Source organism: Streptomyces sp. NPDC001594, assembly GCF_042893675.1.
In the GTDB taxonomy this organism is placed as follows: domain Bacteria; phylum Actinomycetota; class Actinomycetes; order Streptomycetales; family Streptomycetaceae; genus Streptomyces.
This window is the reverse complement of sequence record NZ_JBIAVB010000005.1, coordinates 389,565-408,019: the sequence shown is the minus strand read 5'-3', so window position 1 is coordinate 408,019 and position 18,455 is coordinate 389,565. Positions and strand designations below refer to the sequence as shown.

The following is an 18,455-nucleotide window of genomic DNA, read 5'->3' as shown; positions in this document are numbered from 1 at the left end:
GGCGGTTCGGGGGCGTCCTAGCCTGAAGGGGGGCGTCGCGGTGCGTCCGGCGCCCGCCCGTGCGGTGGAAGGAGCAGGCCATGGCCATGACCCCGCGCAGGAGCGCGTCCGTCCGGAGCGCGGTCGTCGCCGTGGCCGCCGCGGCGGCGTTGTGCGTCGTGGCGGACGGGTCCGCCCCGGCGGCGGTGCGCCCCGCGGCCGCCGCGGCGGAGGTGACGGCGCCCGCCCGGGACTCCTACACCCGGCCGGCCCTCGACACCCTCGACGAGGTGGTGCGCGGCGACTTCGACGCCGTCTGGGCCCGGTTCGGCACGGGACTGCGGCAGCAGGTGACCCCGGAGGCGCTGCGGCAGTCCTGGGACGCGTACCGGGCCGAGTTCGGCCCCTACGTCTCGCACGGGGAGCCCCGCCAGACCGCGATGGCGGCGGGGACGGTGGTGAGCGTGCCGCTGCGGATGGCCAAGCAGCCCGGGGAGTTCCGCGTCACCTTCGGCACGGACGGCCGGCTGACCGGGCTCTGGTTCCTGCGCGCCGGGGTGCCCCTGCCGTAGGCCCCGGCGCCCGGATGACCGGACCGGGCCGCCCGGCGCGCGACCCGGTGCGCCCGGATCACGCCGTTCGCCCAGTTCGGCGAGGAGGCGCCGGTAGGCGGCGAAGGCGGGCTTCGGGGTGTAGTCGTCGTGGAGCAGGCCGAAGGGGGGCAGGTCCCCCCGGCGCCGCTGTCGGCGTCCCGCAGGGCGAACAGCGGTGTTCAGGTCGCCGGCGAGGGGCCGCCGTGGTCCGGATGACGGTGTCCATCAACACCCAGACCAGCAAGGGCACCAGCCGGCCCTGCTCGCCCGGCTGCGCACGGTCCAGGAGGACTTCGCCTGCGCGCTCCTCAACGACCGCTGACCCCGCGCGCCCGGCGCAGGGCGCGGTGCATGCGGGTGCCGCCCTCACGGCGCAGGCGGGAGTGGCGGTCGAGTTCCTCCATGAGGCGCTGGGAGCGTTTGTCCACGTCGAGTTCGTCCAGGACCCGGTCGACGTCGGCGAGCAGGGCGCCGTGCAGCTGCCACTGCCCGGGCTCGGTCCGCAGCTGCTCCAGCAGCAGGTCCGCCAGGCGGTCGCGGGCCTCGCGCGCCAGGCCCAGCTCGCGGGTGAGCCGCTCCTCCTGCGCCTCGGCGTTGGTCGTCACCTGGGCGGTGATCAGCCGGGAGAAGCTGTGCACGGCGAGCGCCATGTGCCCGAACAGGTCCTGCAGGGCGCGGGTGACCGGCGGGGAGAACAGCGGCTCGTCCGCGCGGGCCCTCGCGAGGTCGGTGAGCGCCCGGGCCGAGACGCGCAGCACGACCGCGCAGATCTCCAGGGTGTCCAGGCCCGTGCGCAGGACCAGCCGGAACATCAGCCCCTCCCGTACCCGGGGGTTCATGCGCAGGCTGTCCTCGGCCTGGCGCAGCGCGGCGTCCACACCGGCGATGTCGTTGTCGAGCCGGCGGGCCTCGTGCAGCCGGGTCGCGGCCTTGGCGACGGTGGTGCGGCCGGTGAGTTCATCGGCCATGCCGGTCATCAGCGCGGCCATGCGGGCGGCGAGGTCGTCGATCGCCCGTCCGGCGGGCTCCACCCAGACGGGCGGGGCGAACAGCAGGTTGAAGGCCAGCCCGACCACCGCGCCGATCAGCGTCTCCAGCACCCGGTCCCAGGCCGTGTCGGCCACCCGGGTGACCCCGAGGACGAGCATCGCGCTGATCGCCACCTCGGGGATGAACTCGTCCACCCTGACGAGGTGGCCGACGACCAGCGAGGCGAGGATGACCAGCCCGAGGCTCCACCAGGTCAGGCCCACGAGCACGCTGAAGCCGATCGCCACCAGCACCCCGGCCACGACCGAGTTCACCCGGCGCACCCCGGTGGTGAGGGTGGAGTACAGGGTGACCTGGACGACGAGCAGGGCGGTCAGCGGGGCCGTCAGCGGCGCGGGCTCGTTGCTGAGCCGCAGCGCGACCACGTACGAGAGGACCGCGGCCCCGGTGGACCGCACGCTCTGCACCACCACGGGGTCCCGCCGTCTGGCGGCCAGGCGGCGTGGGACGCCACGGAGGGAACGGAAGGGATGGAAGCGACGGAAGGGGCGTGCGAGGTCGGGCATACCTTCGCCTCTTCCCCGTCGGCGGCGATGATCACGCGGGGAACGTCCCCCGTACGGCGTCCGCCGGAAGCCGCCGGGGCGGGTACGGATACATCCCGTGAGCGATTCCCGTACCGATTCCGCCGGCGGAGCCCGCAGTGGAGCCCGATCCGGTCCCGGTCCGGGCAGCGGTCCGGGCACCGCCGTCCCGGACGGTTCGTACGGTCGACGGCCGTTCTGGCCGCGGCCCTGCTGCTGGATGCCAGCGGCGCCGCACCGCCCGCCCCGGTGCCCCGGGCCGCCGAGCCGGCGCCCGTGGACTGCCGCAGGACCGCGTGCGTCGCCCTGACCTTCGACGCGGGACCGGGGCCGGACACGGCGAAGCTGCTGGACGTCCTGCGGGCGAAGGGGGTCCACGCGACGTTCTTCCTGCTCGGCAAGCACATCGGAGCCCGTCCCGAGCTCGTACGGAGGGAGGCCGCCGAGGGGCACGAACTGGGCAACCACACCTGGACGCACGTCCTGCTGCCCTCGGCCCCTCCGGAGCGGATCCGCCACGAGCTGGTCCTCGTCCAGGACCGGGTCAGGGAGCTCACCGGCCGGACCCCCACCCTGATGCGTCCGCCCCAGGGCCGGACCGACGCGCGCGTCGCCGAGGTCTGCCGCTCCCTCGGGCTCGCGGAGATCCTGTGGAGCGTGACCGCGAAGGACTACCGCGACCACGACCCCCAGGTGATCACCGACCGGGTGCTCCAGGACGCGCGGCGCGACGGCATCATCCTGCTGCACGACATCTACCCGGGGACGGTGCCCGCCGTCCCGGCCGTCATCGACGGGCTGCGCAGGCGCGGCCTGACGCCCGTGACGGTCTCACAGCTGTTCGCCCCCCGCCGCCCGGAACCGGGCCGGACCTACCGGAACGCCTCCGCTCCCTGACCCCGCCCGGGGTACCCACCCTGCCCGTCTAGCCGGCCGCCGCCGCCCCGGCGTACAGCGGGCGCCGCTCCTCCTCGGTCAGGCCGCCCCACACGCCGTAGGGCTCCTGCGCGCGCAGGGCGTGGCGCAGGCACTCCGCCTGCACCGGGCACAGGGCGCATATCTCCCTGGCCGCCTCGTCGCGTTCCGCGCGGTCCTCGCCGCGCTCCCCGGCCGGGTGGAAGAACCGGTCCGGGCCGAGGTCGCGGCAGGCGGCACGTTCCTGCCACGTCCAGTGGTGCTCCGCCCGGCCCGGCAGCCGTGACACGTTCGACATGGGTCGACTCCTTTCCCGCATCTGGTTTCCGCGTTTCGTTCCCGCGTCCGGAATCCGGGGTCCGGACTCCGGCGTCCGGGGTCCCGCGTCAGGGGACCCGCGTCCGCTGTCCCGCGTCTGGCCTCATCGCGTCCCGCGAAACCCGGCCGTCCGCGCGGAGTCCGCCTGCTCGTACGGCGCGGGGACGGCCGGGGAGGTGGAGACGCGCGGGAGGGCGTACGGGTGCTTCTCGGCGATCCAGGCGATGAGTTGCTCGCGCACCGTGCAGCGCACGGTCCACAGGTCGTCGGGGTCCTTGGCGGTGACGATGGCCCGCAGGACGACGGTGGTGGGCGTGGTGTCGGTGACCGCGAGGTTCCAGCCGCGTCCGTCCCAGGCCTCGCAGCCGTCCAGTATCTCCTTGAGCCGCTCGCGGATCAGGGGGACGGGGGCGCTGTGGTCGCAGTGCAGGAACACGGTGCCGGTCATCTGGATCCCGCCGCGGGACCAGTTCTCGAACGGTTTGCCCGTGAAGTAGGAGACGGGCATGGTGATGCGGCGCTCGTCCCAGGTGCGTACGGCCAGGAAGGTGAGGGTGACCTCCTCGACCACGCCCCACTCCCCGTCGACGACGACGGTGTCGCCGATGCGCACCAGGTCGCCGAAGGCGATCTGGAACCCGGCGAAGAGGTTGCCGAGAGTGGACTGGGCGGCCACACCGGCGACGATCCCGATGATGCCGGCGGAGGCCAGCACCGAGGTCCCGACGGCCCGGAAGTCGGGAAAGGTGAGCAGCATCGCGGCGGCGGCGACGAGTGCGACGAGGGCCGTGACGATCCGCATGATGAGGGTGGTTTGGGTGCGGACGCGGCGCAGCCGCGACGGGTCGCGGGTTCCGGCGGCATAGCGGGCGTACGAGGACTCCACCACCGCCGAGGTGACGAGCACCACGCACCAGGCGCCGGCGCCGATCGTGAACAGCGAGAGGGTCCTGCCCACGGCCGCCTCGTGCGTCCGCAGGGGGTGCCACTCGATCTGCCGGTAGGAGCCACGCAGCAGGGCGGCCAGCATCAGCAGTCGCAGGGGCAGTACGCAGCGGCGCAGCAGGCTCCACAGGGGGGTCTCGGGGTGGCGGGCGTCCGCACGCCTGAGCAGCAGGTCGGCGAGCCGGCCGGCCGCGAAGGTGAGCAGGACGGAGCCGCCCAGGACGGTCAGCAGTCTCAGAACTCCGTTCATGACTCCTCGGTGGTGTCGGGGGCGGAAGGTGCGCGATGGGTCCGCACGTGCCCTGCCGCTCCCCGGGCAAACCGACGACCGGTACGCGCCCGTCGGCCACCGAACAGCGCTTTCCGGCCGATCCGGGGTGTTCCGGGCCGGTTCGCCGGGAGGGGGGCGCTTTCGGGGGCAGCCGCGCGGTGTGGCGGGCGACGCCCCGCCCGCGCCGCGCGGGACCGGTCGGGTCCCGGGGGCGGCGCGCTGCCGGACCAGGAAGGAAGGGACCATGCTGATCACCGTGACCCGCTCCGGGGGCTTCACCGGGGCCGAGCAGGAGCGCAAGCTCGACACCTCGGGCCTCCGGGACGCGCCGAAGTGGGAGGAACTGGCGCACCGGGCGGTCGCGCCCACCGCGGACGGCTACCACTACCGGATCACCGTGGACGGCCGGACGGTCGACCTCCAGGACCCCTATCTCTCCGAGGACCAGCGGCGGCTGATCCGCGGGGTGCTCGACGAGGGCGCCTGACCGGACGGCGGGCGGTGGCGGGGGGGGGGGCCGGGGGGGGCGCCCCCCCCCCCCGGGGGCCCCCCGGGGGGGGGGGGTGGGCGCCCGGGGGGGGGGGGGGCCCCCCGGCCGGGGGGGGGGGGGGGGGGGGGGGGCCTGGGCCGGCCGCCCGCCCGCCCGGAGGTCACGCCGTCGCGTGGGGTTCCGCGCCGGCGGGGGCGTCGGCCGCCGCCGGGGCGGAGCCCGGGAGCGTCGGGTCTGTCATCGGGCCGGCGAGGTAGGCGAGCAGACCGGCGATCTCGTGGTCGGCCTCGGCGGGGTGGCGGAAACGCGCCCCGGGGGCGATGACGTACCGGTTGCGCCGGCCGTCGCGGCTGCGGGTGAGGTATCCGTCCGCCTGGAGGTCCGTCACGATCGCCTGCACGGTGCGTTCGGTGAGGCCGCAGGCGAGGGCGATGTCGCGCAGGCGGACGCCCGGGTCTCGCGCGATGGCGATCAGAACCCGGGCGTGGTTGGTCAGGAACGTCCAGCGGTTGCGGCGGGGCTCCATGTGCTCGTTCTCCACGCGGCCATTCTTGGGGGGACTACGGGAGAAAGGCAAATCCAGAAATGAATTTCCGGTATCGCTTGACGTGTGTCCACCTCGCCGGGCAGGGTTCATCGTGAGCGGAACGCGACTTCCGTTTGATCGGAACGTTCGAGAACGCACCGCAAGCACCCGTGCCCAAGGAGCGAAGACGATGACCCTTACGGCTACTGCCGAGGCTACGACACAGCCGACACCGGCCCCCGTCGGCGAGACCGCCACAGCTCCCTCGGCCGCCGCCTACGCCACCGCGCACACCCCCGTGCCCGACGGCCTGCCCGACGTCCCCTGCCCCCGGGAGGTTGACCCGGGCGACGCCCGCCAGCTGACGCGGGTGTTCTTCGAACGGCTGCGCAGCCTCGAAGAGGGCACCCCCGAATACCAGTACGTGCGCAACACACTGATCGAGATGAACATCTCGCTGGTGAACTTCGCCGCCCGTCCGTTCCGCGACCGCCCGGGCGGTCCGGAGAACGAGGACATCGTGCAGGTCGGCACCATCGGCCTGATCAAGGCCATCGACCGCTACGAGCTCGACCGCAACACCCAGTTCTCCACCCTCGCCCTGCCGTACATCACCGGCGAGATCAAGCGTCACTTCCGCGACACCACGTGGGCCGTACGGGTCCCGCGGCGCCTCCAGGAGCTGCGCACGCAGCTGGCCCGGTCCACCGAGGACCTGACCTCCGCCACGGGCCGCGCGCCGACCCCCGCCGAACTCGCCGCGCACCTGGATCTGGACGAGGAGGAGGTCCGCGAGGGCCTGGTCGCGGCGAACGGCTACTCCGCCCAGTCCCTCGACGCGCCCGCGGGCTCCGCCGACGGCCGGGAGCCGGCCCCCTCGGCCGCCCGCTCCACCCACTCCCTCGCCGAGACGTTCGGCGACACCGACCAGGCCCTGGAGACGGTCGAGGACCTGCACTCCCTCGCGCCGCTCCTGTCCGGGCTGGACGAACGCACCACGCGCATCCTGCAGCTGCGCTTCGGGGAGGAGATGACGCAGCGGCAGATCGGCGAGGAGATCGGCATGTCCCAGATGCACGTCTCCCGCCTGCTCACGCGCACCCTGGGAGCCCTGCGCGAGGAGCTGCTGCGCGACGACTGAACCCGCACCCCCTCCCGGCGTACCAGGGCGGCCCGTCTCACGGCGGGCCGCCCTGGCGTGCCCGGCCGCCGCCGGGCGGCCGGAAGCACGCGGTGACCGTCTTGCGGTTCTCGCCGGGGCGGACGTCCCAGGTGTCCGCGAGGGCGGCGACGATGCCCAGGCCCCGCCCGGACGTGGCCCGTTCGCCCGCCTCCCGGGGCTGCGGCAGCCGCGGGTCGGCGTCGGCCACGCTGACGTGCAGGCAGCCGCCGTCCCAGGTGAGGACCAGGTGGGCGGTGCTCGCGGCGTGCACGTGGGCGTTGGTCACCAGCTCGGACACGGCGAGCAGGACGGAGTACACCGTGTCGGGATCGTCCCGGGCCCAGTCGAGGGACTCCAGGTGCCCGGCCGCCCACACCCGGGCCGCCCGGGCCCCGTTCGCCACCGGGAACGAGTGCGCCCAGCCGACAGCCCGCAGTTCCGACATCCTCACCGTCCCTCGTTCGGAGCCCCGGTTCGGGCTCCTCGCGGTCCGCGCCTACCCGCCGGGCCGGACCGCATTCACCTGGCCGCGGAGCCCGCCCCGGGGCGGCGCTGATGGCGCAGCCAGGCCGTCAGGGCGGCCTGGAGTTCGGCCACTTCGCCGGGGGTGAGGTCCTCACCGGTCCGGCCCACGCGCAGGCGGACGACCGTCCCCGTGACGGTCCAGCCGGCGCCGCGTCCGGGGCGGGACGCCAGCGGGCGGCCCGCGGCCAGGGTGCGCAGGCCCTCGCGGACGGCCGGAGGCACGCCGGAAGGAGCGGCTGCGGCGGGGGTCGCCGGCTGCGGGGTCAGGCCGATCGCCGCGTGGAACGCGCTCAGCGCGTCCTCCAGCGACCCCGGCCCCGAGGGGGCCGCGCCGGTGAACTCGGCGATCAGCTCCGGATGGGCCGACGGCGCGTGCTCGCCCCACGGGCGCGGGTGGAGGGGGTGCTCGTCGGTGTCGAGCCGGACGCAGGCCGGGGGGATCAGCTCCCGGGTGTAGCCCTGGTGGCGCAGATCGGCGTACAGCCTGCGCAGGGTGGCCGCCTGACGCGGGACCGGGTGCGGATCCCGGCCCGCCGGGGCGTGCGGCCGGGCGGGCCGCACCGCCAGGCCGAGCAGGCCCATGCTGTGGTGCAGGACGCCCGCCCGGGTGAGCACCACCGTCGCCTGCCGGCCCTTCGCGTCCCAGCCGAGCCGGAACCCCACCACCACGGTGCCCATCAGGCCCGCTCCTTCCCGGCCGCCGGGCGGCATGGCCGTCCCCGTCACGGTAGCCATCGCGGACCGTGCCCCGGGCGGGCATCACGGAGGTCCACACCCGATCGGGTCGAATGTGCTAGGCGGACACCCCCTGGGACGGGCACCGGCCGGACGGCCGGGACGCAGGGCTAGGCTGATCGCATGGCTTCCACACTCGTCATCGGTTACGACCCGGCCGCGATACCCGGCGTCGACGCAGCGGCCCTCCGGGCTTCCCTCGACGCGGAGTTGGGCCGGTTCGGCGCCCTCGGCATCGACGCGGCCATGGCGCTGATCACCTTCGACGGCACGGCCGAGTCCACGCTCACCGCCGCACTGGCCGAACGGCCCTGGGACGTCGTGGTGGTCGGCGGCGGGATCCGCAAGACCGAGCAGCTGCTCCTTTTGTTCGAGCAGACGCTGAACCTGATCCGCCGGCACGCCCCGCAGGCCGCGATCGCGTTCAACACCAGCGGGGGCGACAGCGTGGAGGCCGCCCGACGCTGGCTGTGAACCCGGGGGCCGACGGGCCAGGACGGACCGGGGCCGGGTCGGGGGAAGATCGAACCCTTGCCCTCAACCGCACTTGAGGTCATAGCGTTCCCGCACGCACCACGGCACGACGGGACGGCCCGCCGTCCGGATCCGCAGGGAAGGGACGTTCCATGACGACCAGCCAGGTGTCCGACGCCGAACTCGCCGGCCAGCCCGCCGCCTACTGGACCGGTGTCGCCTACGAGGCGCTCATCGCGTTCACCCGGGCCCGGCAGGCCGAGAAGGGCTACACCCAGCCGCAGTTCTGGCTGCTGCGCAACCTGTCGGCCCACGACATCTCCCCCGACGGCGCGGGGATGACCCTGCCCGAGCTCCGGAAGGCGATGGCCTCCTACATCCGGCCCGAGGACGACCTGGCCGCGGAGGCCGCGGTCCTGGTGGAGCGCGGCTGGCTGCGGCGGGACGCCGAGGAGCGGCTGTGGCTCACCGAGGCGGGCGAGGAGGCCCGGGTCCGCCTCGCCCGCAACGCTCCGGCGATCCGCGCCGCCCTCCACGAGGGGATCGACGACGCGGACTACGTCACCGCGCTGAAGGTGCTCCGGCAGCTGATCCGCAACGCCGGCGCGGCGGCCGTCTGAGGGCGCCGGCCGGGGCGCTCACGAGCTCAGCGCGGGCCCTCGGCGTACGGACCGGCCGGGACCGCCGAGGCGGCCGGGGCGACGGACGCGAGGAGGGCCTCGGCGAGGTTCTCCTTGCGGATGCGCCGGTCGACGTAGAGCAGGGACAGGACCAGCTGCGGGTATCCGAGCTGGACCACCGCCGCGACGGCCGTGCCCAGCATGATGCAGACCACGTACACGACGATGCCGATGAGCAGCGAGTCCGGGGTCCCCGCCTCGCCCGACGCCAGCATGGCGGGGAAGAGCGCGAACATCCCGAGGAAGGTGAACGGCAGCTGGATCGCGTAGCCGATCGCCATCCCGAGCAGGTAGCCGAGCAGCGCGATGCCGAACGTACGCCACCAGCCGCCCCTGACCAGGTGGGAGGAGCGCCGCATCGCCGCGATCGGGCCGAGCCCCTCGCACACCGCGACCGCCGGCGCCAGGCTGAACCGGAAGGTGAGCCACACCGCCAGGGGCATCGCGACCAGGGACGCGACCATCAGGAACGCCGGCAGCGCCGTGACCCCCGCATGCCCGGACGTGACCGCCCACGGGAGGAAGACGGCGTACAGGACCAGCATCGGCCCGCCCGCGAGCAGCCCCACGCACACCAGGACCCCCAGCACGGACGGCAGCCGGGACCAGCTGCGCCGCCACATCGCCCCGAAGGTCGCGGGGCGGCCGAGCACCGCCTCCTGGATCACCGCGGGAGCCAGTGTCGTGATCACTCCGCCGACCAGGGCCATGGTGAGCAGCAGCAGCACCCCCACGGGCGCCAGATACAGCAGCAGGGACGCCACGTCGTCCGGCGCCGCGGGCTCACCCGCCGGGACGTCGAACACCGCGTGGAGCCTGGGGCGGATCCCGGCGACGGTGATGCCGATCGCCGCGGCGACCAGCAGGGTCCCGAGGCCCTGGACCAGCAGGATGATCCCGACCAGGGGCTTCCAGTAACCGCGGAACGCCTTGAAGGCCCCGCCGATCACATCGCCCGTCCCGAGCGGCGCGAGCGGGATCACGCCCGGCTGCGGCGGCCGCGGCACCCACCCCCACGGCGGTACGGGCGGGCCCGGGTGGTGCTGTCCCCACCCCGCGTGCTGTGACATCGCTGTCTCTCCCCCTTGAAAAGGCACACCGTAACCCCCGGCCTCCGCACCAGGTCACGCCGCCCCCGGCGGACCGGCGTTGCGGCGGGGGCGGCCCGGGTCCAGGCTCGGAGGGGGGCGGTGGCCGCATCGCCGCCGGAGGGACGGGAGCGAATCCATGACGGGTACGGAGCCCACGGGTCCGGAGCCGGCCGGCGAGCTGTGCCTGGTCACCGGCGCCACCGGCTACATCGGGGGTCGACTGGTGCCCGAGCTCCTCGACGCCGGCTACCGGGTCCGGGCGCTGGCCCGCTCCCCGGAGCGGCTGCGCGACCATCCCTGGGCCGGCCGCGTCGAGGTGGTGCGCGGCGACGTCACCGACGGGGACTCGCTGGACGGAGCCCTGCGCGGGGTGGCCGTCGCCTACTACCTGGTGCACGCCCTGGGCGGCGGCCCCGGCTTCGAGGAGCGCGACCGGGCCGCCGCCCGGCTGTTCGCCGAACGGGCCCGGCTGGCCGGCGTGCGGCGCATCGTCTACCTCGGCGGCCTCACCCCGGCCGGGCCGTCCCCCGAGTCGCTCTCCCCGCACCTGCGTTCCCGGGCCGAGGTGGGCGCCGTGCTGCTGGCGTCCGGTGTCCCCTGCACGGTACTGCGGGCGGCCGTGGTGATCGGCTCCGGTTCGGCCTCGTTCGAGATGCTGCGCTACCTGACGGAACGGCTGCCGGTCATGATCACGCCGAGCTGGGTCGGCACCCGGGTGCAGCCCATCGCCGTGCGCGACGTGCTGCGCTACCTGGTCGGGAGCGCCGCGATGCCGCCCGAGGTCAGCCGGACCTTCGACATCGGCGGACCCGACGTCCTGACGTACGAGGAGATGATGCACCGCTACGCCGAGGTCGCCGCGCTCCCCCACCGGCGCATCCTGCGCGTGCCCATGCTCAGCCCGGGTCTGTCGAGCCTCTGGATCGGCCTGGTCACCCCCGTGCCCCGGGCGCTGGCCCGCCCGCTCGCCGAGTCGCTGCGCCACGAGGTGGTGTGCGCGGAGCACGACATCGCCCGATGGGTGCCGGATCCGCCGGGCGGACCGCTGTCCTTCGACCGGGCCCTGACCCTGGCCCTGCAGCGGGTACGTGAGGCGCGGGTGGACACCCGCTGGTCCAACGCCGCCCTGCCGGGCGCTCCCAGCGACCCCCTGCCCACCGACCCGGACTGGGCGGGTGGCAGCCTCTACACCGACCACCGCACCGCCCCGGTGGCGGCCCCGCCGGGGGCCCTGTGGCGGGTGGTGGAGGGCATCGGCGGGGAGAACGGCTGGTACTCCTTCCCGCTGGCCTGGGCGGTACGCGGCTGGCTGGACCGGCTGGCGGGCGGGGCCGGCATCCGCCGGGGCCGCCGCGACGCCGGACGGCTGCGGGTGGGTGACGCCCTGGACTTCTGGCGGGTCGAGGAGATCGAACCGGGACGGCTGCTGCGGCTGCGGGCGGAGATGCGGGTACCGGGGCTGGCCTGGCTGGAGATGTACGCCGAACCCGATCCGCAGCACGCGGGCCGCTCCCGCTACCGCCAGCGCGCCCTCTTCCACCCGCGCGGCCTGCTCGGGCACCTGTACTGGTGGTCGGTCAGCCCCTTCCACGCCGTGGTCTTCGGCGGAATGGCCCGCAACATCGCCCACGCCGCCGAACAGCTCCCGGCGCAGCCCCCCGCGCCGGCTTCACCCGCGTGACGCGGCGCCCGCTCCGTGCGGCCCCGGGTACGCGGCCGGTGCGGGCCGGCGCGGGAGCAGCAGGGGGGTGGCCAGGAGGAGGACTCCGGCCAGGGCGAGGGCCGGGCGGGGGCCGAGGAGGGTGCCCAGGACACCCCAGGCGGCCGTCAGGAGGGCGGTGGCGGCCTTCGTCGTCACGGACCAGGCGGAGAGCGCGCGGGCGACGCGGTCGGCCGGGATGCGTTCGAGGCGGTAGGTGGCGCAGACCGGGTTGAAGACCCCGCAGCACAGGATCAGCCCGAACTCGACGCCCATCACCAGGAGCAGCCCCGGGGTGCCCGGCCCGGTGAAGGCCAGGCCGACGGGCCAGAGGGCGCGCAGGGATCCGGACACCGTCAGGACCCGGTGCTGCCCGTACCGGGAGACGAGCGGGCGGGCCAGCCGGGAGCCGACGAGCCCGCCGACCGAGGGCACGGCGAACGCGAGGCCGTACTGCCACGGCTCGAAGCCGAGCGGGCCGAGCATCAGGACGGCCAGCAGCGGCGAGGTGGCCATCACCAGGCCGTTGAACAGGGCGGTGCCCAGGAACAACGGGCGCAGGCCCGCGTCGGCCAGGACGCACCGCCAGCCTTCGAGGAGGTCGCCGGCCCGCGGGCGCCCGCTCTCCGGGCGTCGGGGCGGCGGGGGTTCGTACCGGCCCGCCGCGCGGATACCCAGGGCCGAGAGCAGGTGGCTCGCCGCGTCGGCCGCCACCGTCACCACGGGGCCGAGCAGCCCGATCAGGGCGCCGCCCAGCGGCGGGCCGATCATCGTGGTCGTCCAGGAGGCGGACTCCAGCCGGGCGTGGGCGGCGAGCAGGTCCCCGGCCGGCAGCAGACCCTTCAGGTAGGCGCCGGAAGCGGCGCGGAAGGTGAGGTCGGCGGCCGCGACGACGACGGAGACCAGCAGCAGCTGGAAGAAGGTGAGCGCGCCGAGCGCGAACGCGGCCGGGACCGTCAGCAGCGCCGCGCACCGCACCAGGTCCGTGGCGATCAGCACCGGCCGCTTGCGGCGGAACTCCACCCACGGCCCGAGCGGCACCGCCGCGGCCGCGCCCGCCGCGGCACCGGCGGAGGACAGCGCGGCCACCTCGGCGGGCCCGGCGTGCAGCACCTGGACGGCGATCAGGGGGAAGGCCCCGAAGGCGAGCCAGGTGCCGAGCGCGCTGGTCGTGTACGCCCCCCAGAACCAGTCGAACGACCTCCCCAGCCGGTGGCCACCCGGGAGTCCCCGCAGCCGTCCACTCCCCATACCCGACGCTCCTGCCTCTGCCCGTACAACCGATCGGCGTTCGTGAGCATCAAAGCGGGGCTGGCGGTCGGGGATCAAACAACCGGGAGGCCGACCCCCCACAACCACTCGTTGTGGACCTAGGGTGAGGGCATGGACCTCGACGCCGTACGTACCTTCGTCGCCGCCGCCGACGCGGGCCGGTTCCAGGAGGCCGCCGCCGAGCTGGGGGTCACCCAGCAGGCCGTCTCCAAGCGCATCGCCGCGCTGGAGCGCGCCCTCGGCGTGCGGCTGTTCAGCCGCACGCCGCGCGGCGCCGAGCCCACCATCGACGGGCAGGCGTTCCTCCCGCACGCCCGGGAGCTGCTGCGCACCGCCGAGCGGGCGGTCGCGTCCGTCAGCACGGCCCACCGTCCGCTGCGGGTCGACGTGATCAACTCGCGGGGTGCGGCGACGGGGCTGATGCGCGGGTTCCACCGCGCCCATCCCGAGATCGAGCTCGACGTGGTGATGCTGTGGGAGATCGACGCCGCCGTGGCCGCCGTTCGTTCCGGGGCCATCGACGCGTCCTTCCGCGCCGTGGCCGCACCCGGCCACCCCCTTCCGGAGGACGTCGAGGCCGTACGGGTGCTGGACGAGCCGCTCCAGCTGCTCACCGGTCCGGGCCACGCGCTGGCGGGGGCCAGGTCGGTGACGGTCGCCGAGCTGGCCGGGCACCGGATCTGGATGCCCGGCGTGGTCCCCGGCACCGAGTGGACCGCCTACTACGACGACCTGGTGGCCGCGTTCGGCCTCACCATCGAGGCGACCGGGCCCAACTTCGGCTCCGACGCGCTCCTCGACACCATCGCCGACACCCCGGCGCTGGCGACGTTCATGAGCGAGGGCACCCGGCTCGTGTGGCCGGCCGGGCACGGTCTGCGCCGTATCCCGGTGACCGCTCCGACGCCGGTCTACCCGCACGCCCTGCTGTGGCGGCGCGGCAACCCCCATCCGGGGCTGGCGGCGCTGCGCGCGCACCTGGCCACCGGGGCGGGCGGCCGGGACACCGCCGGGACCTGGATGCCGGACTGGGTGATCCCGCGCTGACGCGCCCGCGCGCACGCCGGATGCCGCCCGGGCCCGCGCCGGTGGGGGCGGGGCGCCGGGCGGCGGCTCGGCGGGTCAGCAGGGGCGGATGTGGTAGACCGGGGTCCAGGAGGCCGTGCCGCTGTCCTTGGCCACGTTCGACCAGCGCTCGGTGCCGTTCTGGTTGTAGAAGCGCGCCCGGGTGCCCGAGCTCTGGTTGTTGTTGAAGGTGCCGTCGCCGATCCCGCCGAAGTCGTAGTAGCCGCAGTAGTAGTAGTCGTAGTTGCTGCCCTGGCCGTCCCTGATGCACAGGTGGCCGTTGGCGCAGTCCAGCGCCTGGCCGGGGGCGGCGAGGTCGCGGGTCTCGGTCTGGCCCGGGGCCCTGAGGACGAGGTCGCCGCCGGCGATGGCGAGCTTGTTCGCGGAGAGCTGGCGGGCCTGCGGATCCGACGCGAGGACGGCGTCGGCCCGCCGCTGGAGCTCGGCCGCCTGCGCGGTGCTCAGCCCGGCGGCGCGGGCCTGCTGGGAGAAGGCGTTCTGGGGTGAGGTGGAGGCCTGGGCGCTCAGTACCGGGCCCGCGATCAGTGCCGCGGTCGCGGCCGTCATCGCCAGGATCCTGCGCGGTGACATGCGTGTTTCCCCTCTTGTCTCGGCAGCCGGGGGCCGAACCGCTCGCGGCGGTGGCCTGGGAGTCGCGGGACCCATCGTCGCGAAGTCACGGCGGGGCCAGAAGAGCGGAATCAGCCGGATCGCGGCTCTTGTACGGATACCTCGGGTGCGCCGGGGTCACTGGAGCCGCAGGAGTAACCGATCAGATGTGTGGCCCATGCATCGTTCGCCCTGACGGGGCGGGGCTTCCGCGCCCGCGGCGCGGCGGCCCGGCTCGGGTGGCGCGATGGGAGGGTCGATGGGATCGCCGGCCGGGCCACCCGGGTGGCGGCGGGGGCGCCGAAAGGTTTCGCTGGCCGGAGGATCCTGTTCCGCTCCTCCTGCCGCCGGAGTCACGATGACGTCCACCTGGGACCCCCCGCCCCCGCGCCGCTCCGGGACGTCGATGCTGTCGGTCCTGATTCCGATCGCGGTCCTGATCGTGGCGGCGGTGGCCGTCGGGTCGTGGCTGCAGTTCTCGGAGCGGCAGGCGGGCGCGACGGTCCACACCGCCGGGTCCGGCGCCGCCGACCGGGTGGACGTGGAGGCCGCCGTCCAACGCGTCGACGCCGCGGGCAGGGAGCTGGTGCTCCGGGTCCGGGTCGTCCCGCGCGGGGCCCTCGGCGAGGAGGACGGCACCGCGCCGGTGGCCGACCTGGGCCTGCAGACCTCCGCGGCGACCCTGGGCGACCTGGCGTTCAAGGCGCACGAGCGGCTCACGCCCCGGGACGTCAAGGTCGCCCTCTCGGGCGGCTCGGTCAGCGACTACCCGTTCGACAGCTACGAGACCGACGTCGAGTTCTGGGCGGTGATGAACGGCAGGCAGGTGCCGGTGCGGCTGGTCTTCTCCAACAACGACCCGCTGTTCTCGGTCAGCACCGAACCCCTGTCGGCCCGGCAGGAGGCCGTCCTCGGGCTGGCCGTGGCCCGGTCGGGCAGTCTGCTGGTCTTCGCGGTGTTCATGATGGTGGTGATGTGGGCGCTGGCGGCGTCCGTGATCATCGGCACCTGGTACCTGACGGCGCGGGGCGAGGGCCTGGTCTGGCCCGCCCTCGCCTGGATGGCCGCCACCCTCTTCGCCCTCGCGGCCTTCCGCAACACCGCCCCGGGCACGCCGCCGATCGGCTGCGTGCTGGACTGGTTCGCCTTCCTGTGGGCCGAGACCGTGATCGCCCTCTGCCTGATCTCCGTGGTCGTCGCGGGCGTCCGCGCCTCACTGCGCGAGAAGGCCGCGGACTGAGGGCGTCCGGGCGGCGGTGCCGCCGCCGCCCGGACGGGCCGGGTCAGCCGAAGTTGCACTCGGCGAGGCCGCTGCGCCAGGAGTTGGAGTTGTCCAGGTAGGGCGCGTACACCCAGCCGTGCGTGTACTCGTACCAGCCGCGGTACTCGGCGTCGACGTAGTACCAGACGTTGCCCTGGTTGTTGATGTTCTCGCCGCGCTTCCAGCACACGATGTCGACGTAGTCCCCGGGGGCGAGGTCCGAGGTGACCTTGGCGGACGACGAGTTGTGGTCCGAGTAGACGCCCACTCCGTGCGAGGTGCTCGCACGGGTCCATCCGCTGCTGGCGGATGCGGTGGTGATCCCCGTGGCCAGCGCGCCGGCGGTGAGGGCCGCGACCGTCGCGGCCATGGCGCCGCGGCGACCGAGAGCGAACTTCATGACTGTCTCCTGTCGGGAAACTGCCGGGCCCGTCCTCCGGGCCCGGCGACGGGGCCAACCTTCGGCAGCGGCGCCGGTGTCCGACAAGGGGCTGCGACGTGCTGGGACAAGCCCGGACGGCCATGGACGGGACCGGTCCGCCGGGCGCGGCGGAGTTGGCCGGTGGAGCCGTTCCGGGGCCGGGCCGGAGCCTCGTAGGATCCGGCCAGCCGGGCGCCGTGGGACACCTCGGGACGGTCCGGTCCAGGGGGACGGAGCGGGGGGACGCATGACCACGCGGGAAGAGCGGGTGCCGGGGCGGCCGGAGTCGGTCGCCGAGTTCATCGGGGAGCTGCGGGCGCTCAAGGCGGTGGAGGGGCTGTCGCTGCGGGAGTTGCAGCGGCGCTCGGGACTGCCCCGCTCCACGATCGCGCACGCGCTGCGGACGGACCGGCCGGGGCTGCCGCCGTGGGAACGGGTGGCGGGGCTGCTGCGGGCGCTGGGCGTGACGGAGGCGGCACTGCCGCACTGGAAGGCGACCTGGACCAGGCTCCGCCTGGCCCGCGAGGGCACCCGCCCGCAGGCGGTGCCGCCGGAGGCGGGCCGACCGGAGGCACCGGGCGGTGCGGGCGGTGCGGGCGGCGTGGCCGGCCTGGGCGCGTTGGCCGGCCTTGGCGGACCGGGCACCGCGAGCGGGCCGGTCGGGCTGGCCGGTCCGGGCGGTGCGGGCAGTGCCGCCGATCCGAACGGACCGGCCGGTGCGGGCGGGTTGGTCGGTCTGAACGGCCTGGCCGGCGCGGAGAGTCCGGAGGGGTCGACCACTGCGGACGGGACGGGCGGCGCGCCCGGGCCCGGTTGGCCCAGTGGGGCGAGCGGGCCGGGTGATGCGGACGGGGCGGGGTGGCCGGCCGGGGTGGCCGGGCCCGGGGAGGCCGGTGGTGGGGCCGGGACGGGTGGGACCGGGGGGCAGGGATTCGTTGGAACGGGGGGTTCCGCCGGGCGGGCGGCGGGGCGGCGGTCGTGGGCGCGGTGGTGGCCGGGGCGGCAGCGGCTCGCAGCCCACGTGGCGACCCTCGTGCTGGGTGCCGGCATCGGGGCGGGAGCGGTGCTGGCGCTGGGCGGCGGCGCCCCGGCCGGGGCCAAGGCCGGGTACCCGGTGGAGGAGCAGCCCTGCCCGCCGCCCACCGCGAACCCGCGGCCGTCCCTGCGGCCACCGGCGGCGGGCGCGGCCCGTACGGCGGACGAGCCGCCCTCCTGGGTGGGCCGGGTCACCTCCGGGCAGGAGATCCTCTCCGGCTCCGACGTGGTGCTGCCGGTCCTGTCCCCGGTCACGGAGGGGGACGCGCTGGTGGTCACCGTCATGCTCACCAGCTCCTGCCCCGGCCCGGTCGCCGTCACCGACACACAGGGGGACGCGTTCCACATCGTCGGCGACGAGACCGACACCGCCCGGCACCGCACCCTGGTCCTGGCCGCCTTCGGCGCGCACCCGCTCGGCACGGCCGACTCCCTGCACGCCACCTACCCGCACGCGAGCAAGTACCACATCGCCGTGGACGAGTTCCGCGGCATCCGCGCGGCGGTGGGCACCGCCGGGGCCCACGGCGAGACTGGCGGGACGGCCTTCAGCACCGGCTCGACCCGGCTGGACTGCGCCGCCGGGGACCTGATGGTGGGCGCGGTCGGCACCAACACCGGGTCCGCGCCGGCCTTCACCGCCGAGTGGACGGCGCTGCCCATGCTCCAGCTCTCGTCCTACCGGCTCACCACCGCCTACCGGGTGGTCCCGGCGGCCCAGACCTGCGCGGCCACCGGTACCACCACGGCCCAGTGGGCCGCGGCGGCGGTGGTCTTCCGCTGACGCCGCCCCGCGCACCCCGGCGGCGGGGTGC

The 18,455-nt window shown here is 75.1% G+C and carries 20 protein-coding genes; 10 read left to right on the top strand and 10 right to left on the bottom strand.

The features are described 5' to 3' along the window. The first annotated feature begins 80 nt into the window (after nucleotides 1–80). Entirely contained in the window at nucleotides 81–551 is a 471-nt protein-coding gene (locus ACFY0O_RS13405; protein ID WP_388946524.1) for a DUF3887 domain-containing protein, read from the top strand. A gap of 329 nt (nucleotides 552–880) precedes the next feature. Here ACFY0O_RS13405 and ACFY0O_RS13400 read toward each other — a convergent pair whose 3' ends face one another. Next, nucleotides 881–2,128 carry an aromatic acid exporter family protein gene (locus tag ACFY0O_RS13400; RefSeq protein ID WP_388946521.1) on the bottom strand — a complete coding sequence of 416 codons (1,248 nt, stop codon included), beginning with the start codon at nucleotides 2,126–2,128 and terminating at the stop codon, nucleotides 881–883. A 294-nt stretch (nucleotides 2,129–2,422) separates the two neighbouring features. Between ACFY0O_RS13400 and ACFY0O_RS13395 the strand changes: the two genes are divergently transcribed. Next, nucleotides 2,423–3,043 carry a polysaccharide deacetylase family protein gene (locus tag ACFY0O_RS13395; RefSeq protein ID WP_388946518.1) on the top strand — a complete coding sequence of 207 codons (621 nt, stop codon included), beginning with the start codon at nucleotides 2,423–2,425 and terminating at the stop codon, nucleotides 3,041–3,043. Between the two features lie 28 nt (nucleotides 3,044–3,071). Here ACFY0O_RS13395 and ACFY0O_RS13390 read toward each other — a convergent pair whose 3' ends face one another. Beyond that, entirely contained in the window at nucleotides 3,072–3,359 is a 288-nt protein-coding gene (locus tag ACFY0O_RS13390; protein ID WP_358893930.1) for a WhiB family transcriptional regulator, read from the bottom strand. Between the two features lie 123 nt (nucleotides 3,360–3,482). Next, nucleotides 3,483–4,574: a mechanosensitive ion channel family protein gene (locus tag ACFY0O_RS13385; RefSeq protein ID WP_388946515.1), complete on the bottom strand. Its 1,092-nt coding sequence runs from the start codon at nucleotides 4,572–4,574 to the stop codon at nucleotides 3,483–3,485. A gap of 265 nt (nucleotides 4,575–4,839) precedes the next feature. Here ACFY0O_RS13385 and ACFY0O_RS13380 point away from each other — a divergent pair, with 265 nt between their 5' ends. Further along, nucleotides 4,840–5,082 (top strand): protealysin inhibitor emfourin, encoded by a 243-nt coding sequence (locus ACFY0O_RS13380; RefSeq protein WP_358893928.1) that lies wholly within the window; start codon nucleotides 4,840–4,842, stop codon nucleotides 5,080–5,082. Nucleotides 5,083–5,245: 163 nt separating this feature from the next. Here ACFY0O_RS13380 and ACFY0O_RS13375 read toward each other — a convergent pair whose 3' ends face one another. Continuing rightward, nucleotides 5,246–5,611, bottom strand: coding sequence for a helix-turn-helix transcriptional regulator (locus ACFY0O_RS13375; RefSeq protein WP_388946722.1), 366 nt, complete (start codon nucleotides 5,609–5,611; stop codon nucleotides 5,246–5,248). Nucleotides 5,612–5,801: 190 nt separating this feature from the next. On the opposite strand from ACFY0O_RS13375, the gene ACFY0O_RS13370 reads away from it, so the two are divergent. Continuing rightward, a complete protein-coding gene (locus ACFY0O_RS13370; RefSeq protein ID WP_388946512.1) occupies nucleotides 5,802–6,752 on the top strand; it encodes a SigB/SigF/SigG family RNA polymerase sigma factor in 951 nt (316 codons plus the stop codon). A 37-nt stretch (nucleotides 6,753–6,789) separates the two neighbouring features. Here the strand turns inward: ACFY0O_RS13370 and ACFY0O_RS13365 are convergent, their stop codons facing one another. Next, complete coding sequence (locus tag ACFY0O_RS13365) at nucleotides 6,790–7,218, bottom strand: ATP-binding protein (protein ID WP_388946509.1); 429 nt, start codon at nucleotides 7,216–7,218, stop codon at nucleotides 6,790–6,792. Between the two features lie 74 nt (nucleotides 7,219–7,292). Then, a complete protein-coding gene (locus ACFY0O_RS13360; RefSeq protein WP_388946506.1) occupies nucleotides 7,293–7,976 on the bottom strand; it encodes a hypothetical protein in 684 nt (227 codons plus the stop codon). 180 nt (nucleotides 7,977–8,156) lie between these two features. Between ACFY0O_RS13360 and ACFY0O_RS13355 the strand changes: the two genes are divergently transcribed. Together ACFY0O_RS13355 and ACFY0O_RS13350 are read left to right on the top strand one after the other, a co-directional pair. Further along, on the top strand, nucleotides 8,157–8,507 hold the full coding sequence (locus tag ACFY0O_RS13355) for a hypothetical protein (RefSeq protein ID WP_388946504.1): 351 nt from the start codon (nucleotides 8,157–8,159) through the stop codon (nucleotides 8,505–8,507). A 152-nt stretch (nucleotides 8,508–8,659) separates the two neighbouring features. Then, entirely contained in the window at nucleotides 8,660–9,127 is a 468-nt protein-coding gene (locus ACFY0O_RS13350; RefSeq protein WP_388946502.1) for a MarR family transcriptional regulator, read from the top strand. Nucleotides 9,128–9,153: 26 nt separating this feature from the next. Here the strand turns inward: ACFY0O_RS13350 and ACFY0O_RS13345 are convergent, their stop codons facing one another. Beyond that, nucleotides 9,154–10,257 carry a hypothetical protein gene (locus tag ACFY0O_RS13345; RefSeq protein ID WP_388946499.1) on the bottom strand — a complete coding sequence of 368 codons (1,104 nt, stop codon included), beginning with the start codon at nucleotides 10,255–10,257 and terminating at the stop codon, nucleotides 9,154–9,156. Between the two features lie 157 nt (nucleotides 10,258–10,414). Between ACFY0O_RS13345 and ACFY0O_RS13340 the strand changes: the two genes are divergently transcribed. Beyond that, the gene (locus ACFY0O_RS13340; protein ID WP_388946496.1) at nucleotides 10,415–11,959 is read left to right on the top strand and encodes an SDR family oxidoreductase; all 1,545 of its coding nucleotides are present in this window, start codon (nucleotides 10,415–10,417) and stop codon (nucleotides 11,957–11,959) included. On the opposite strand, the gene ACFY0O_RS13335 is transcribed toward ACFY0O_RS13340, so the two are convergent. Beyond that, entirely contained in the window at nucleotides 11,948–13,228 is a 1,281-nt protein-coding gene (locus ACFY0O_RS13335) for an MFS transporter (protein WP_388946493.1), read from the bottom strand. The genes ACFY0O_RS13340 and ACFY0O_RS13335 overlap by 12 nt on opposite strands. Before the next feature lie 132 nt (nucleotides 13,229–13,360). Between ACFY0O_RS13335 and ACFY0O_RS13330 the strand changes: the two genes are divergently transcribed. After that, a complete protein-coding gene (locus ACFY0O_RS13330) occupies nucleotides 13,361–14,296 on the top strand; it encodes a LysR family transcriptional regulator (protein ID WP_388946490.1) in 936 nt (311 codons plus the stop codon). A gap of 75 nt (nucleotides 14,297–14,371) precedes the next feature. Here ACFY0O_RS13330 and ACFY0O_RS13325 read toward each other — a convergent pair whose 3' ends face one another. Next, entirely contained in the window at nucleotides 14,372–14,881 is a 510-nt protein-coding gene (locus ACFY0O_RS13325; protein ID WP_388946489.1) for a hypothetical protein, read from the bottom strand. Between the two features lie 400 nt (nucleotides 14,882–15,281). Between ACFY0O_RS13325 and ACFY0O_RS13320 the strand changes: the two genes are divergently transcribed. Continuing rightward, on the top strand, nucleotides 15,282–16,163 hold the full coding sequence (locus tag ACFY0O_RS13320; protein WP_388946486.1) for a DUF4436 family protein: 882 nt from the start codon (nucleotides 15,282–15,284) through the stop codon (nucleotides 16,161–16,163). 43 nt (nucleotides 16,164–16,206) lie between these two features. Here ACFY0O_RS13320 and ACFY0O_RS13315 read toward each other — a convergent pair whose 3' ends face one another. Next, entirely contained in the window at nucleotides 16,207–16,584 is a 378-nt protein-coding gene (locus ACFY0O_RS13315; RefSeq protein ID WP_388946483.1) for a hypothetical protein, read from the bottom strand. Nucleotides 16,585–16,852: 268 nt separating this feature from the next. Between ACFY0O_RS13315 and ACFY0O_RS13310 the strand changes: the two genes are divergently transcribed. Continuing rightward, complete coding sequence (locus ACFY0O_RS13310) at nucleotides 16,853–18,424, top strand: helix-turn-helix domain-containing protein (protein WP_388946481.1); 1,572 nt, start codon at nucleotides 16,853–16,855, stop codon at nucleotides 18,422–18,424. Nucleotides 18,425–18,455 lie beyond the last annotated feature (31 nt).

What these genes read in the sequence shown, in the direction of transcription:
- ACFY0O_RS13375 (WP_388946722.1), bottom strand. Translation starts at nt 5,611, where the DNA reads ATGGAGCCCCGCCGCAACCGCTGGACGTTCCTGACCAACCACGCCCGG.
- ACFY0O_RS13370 (WP_388946512.1), top strand. Translation starts at nt 5,802, where the DNA reads ATGACCCTTACGGCTACTGCCGAGGCTACGACACAGCCGACACCGGCC.
- ACFY0O_RS13310 (WP_388946481.1), top strand. Translation starts at nt 16,853, where the DNA reads ATGACCACGCGGGAAGAGCGGGTGCCGGGGCGGCCGGAGTCGGTCGCC.
- ACFY0O_RS13335 (WP_388946493.1), bottom strand. Translation starts at nt 13,228, where the DNA reads ATGGGGAGTGGACGGCTGCGGGGACTCCCGGGTGGCCACCGGCTGGGG.
- ACFY0O_RS13365 (WP_388946509.1), bottom strand. Translation starts at nt 7,218, where the DNA reads ATGTCGGAACTGCGGGCTGTCGGCTGGGCGCACTCGTTCCCGGTGGCG.
- ACFY0O_RS13325 (WP_388946489.1), bottom strand. Translation starts at nt 14,881, where the DNA reads ATGACGGCCGCGACCGCGGCACTGATCGCGGGCCCGGTACTGAGCGCC.
- ACFY0O_RS13360 (WP_388946506.1), bottom strand. Translation starts at nt 7,976, where the DNA reads ATGGGCACCGTGGTGGTGGGGTTCCGGCTCGGCTGGGACGCGAAGGGC.
- ACFY0O_RS13355 (WP_388946504.1), top strand. Translation starts at nt 8,157, where the DNA reads ATGGCTTCCACACTCGTCATCGGTTACGACCCGGCCGCGATACCCGGC.
- ACFY0O_RS13350 (WP_388946502.1), top strand. Translation starts at nt 8,660, where the DNA reads ATGACGACCAGCCAGGTGTCCGACGCCGAACTCGCCGGCCAGCCCGCC.
- ACFY0O_RS13340 (WP_388946496.1), top strand. Translation starts at nt 10,415, where the DNA reads ATGACGGGTACGGAGCCCACGGGTCCGGAGCCGGCCGGCGAGCTGTGC.
- ACFY0O_RS13385 (WP_388946515.1), bottom strand. Translation starts at nt 4,574, where the DNA reads ATGAACGGAGTTCTGAGACTGCTGACCGTCCTGGGCGGCTCCGTCCTG.
- ACFY0O_RS13405 (WP_388946524.1), top strand. Translation starts at nt 81, where the DNA reads ATGGCCATGACCCCGCGCAGGAGCGCGTCCGTCCGGAGCGCGGTCGTC.
- ACFY0O_RS13330 (WP_388946490.1), top strand. Translation starts at nt 13,361, where the DNA reads ATGGACCTCGACGCCGTACGTACCTTCGTCGCCGCCGCCGACGCGGGC.
- ACFY0O_RS13315 (WP_388946483.1), bottom strand. Translation starts at nt 16,584, where the DNA reads ATGAAGTTCGCTCTCGGTCGCCGCGGCGCCATGGCCGCGACGGTCGCG.
- ACFY0O_RS13390 (WP_358893930.1), bottom strand. Translation starts at nt 3,359, where the DNA reads ATGTCGAACGTGTCACGGCTGCCGGGCCGGGCGGAGCACCACTGGACG.
- ACFY0O_RS13380 (WP_358893928.1), top strand. Translation starts at nt 4,840, where the DNA reads ATGCTGATCACCGTGACCCGCTCCGGGGGCTTCACCGGGGCCGAGCAG.
- ACFY0O_RS13345 (WP_388946499.1), bottom strand. Translation starts at nt 10,257, where the DNA reads ATGTCACAGCACGCGGGGTGGGGACAGCACCACCCGGGCCCGCCCGTA.
- ACFY0O_RS13320 (WP_388946486.1), top strand. Translation starts at nt 15,282, where the DNA reads ATGACGTCCACCTGGGACCCCCCGCCCCCGCGCCGCTCCGGGACGTCG.
- ACFY0O_RS13400 (WP_388946521.1), bottom strand. Translation starts at nt 2,128, where the DNA reads ATGCCCGACCTCGCACGCCCCTTCCGTCGCTTCCATCCCTTCCGTTCC.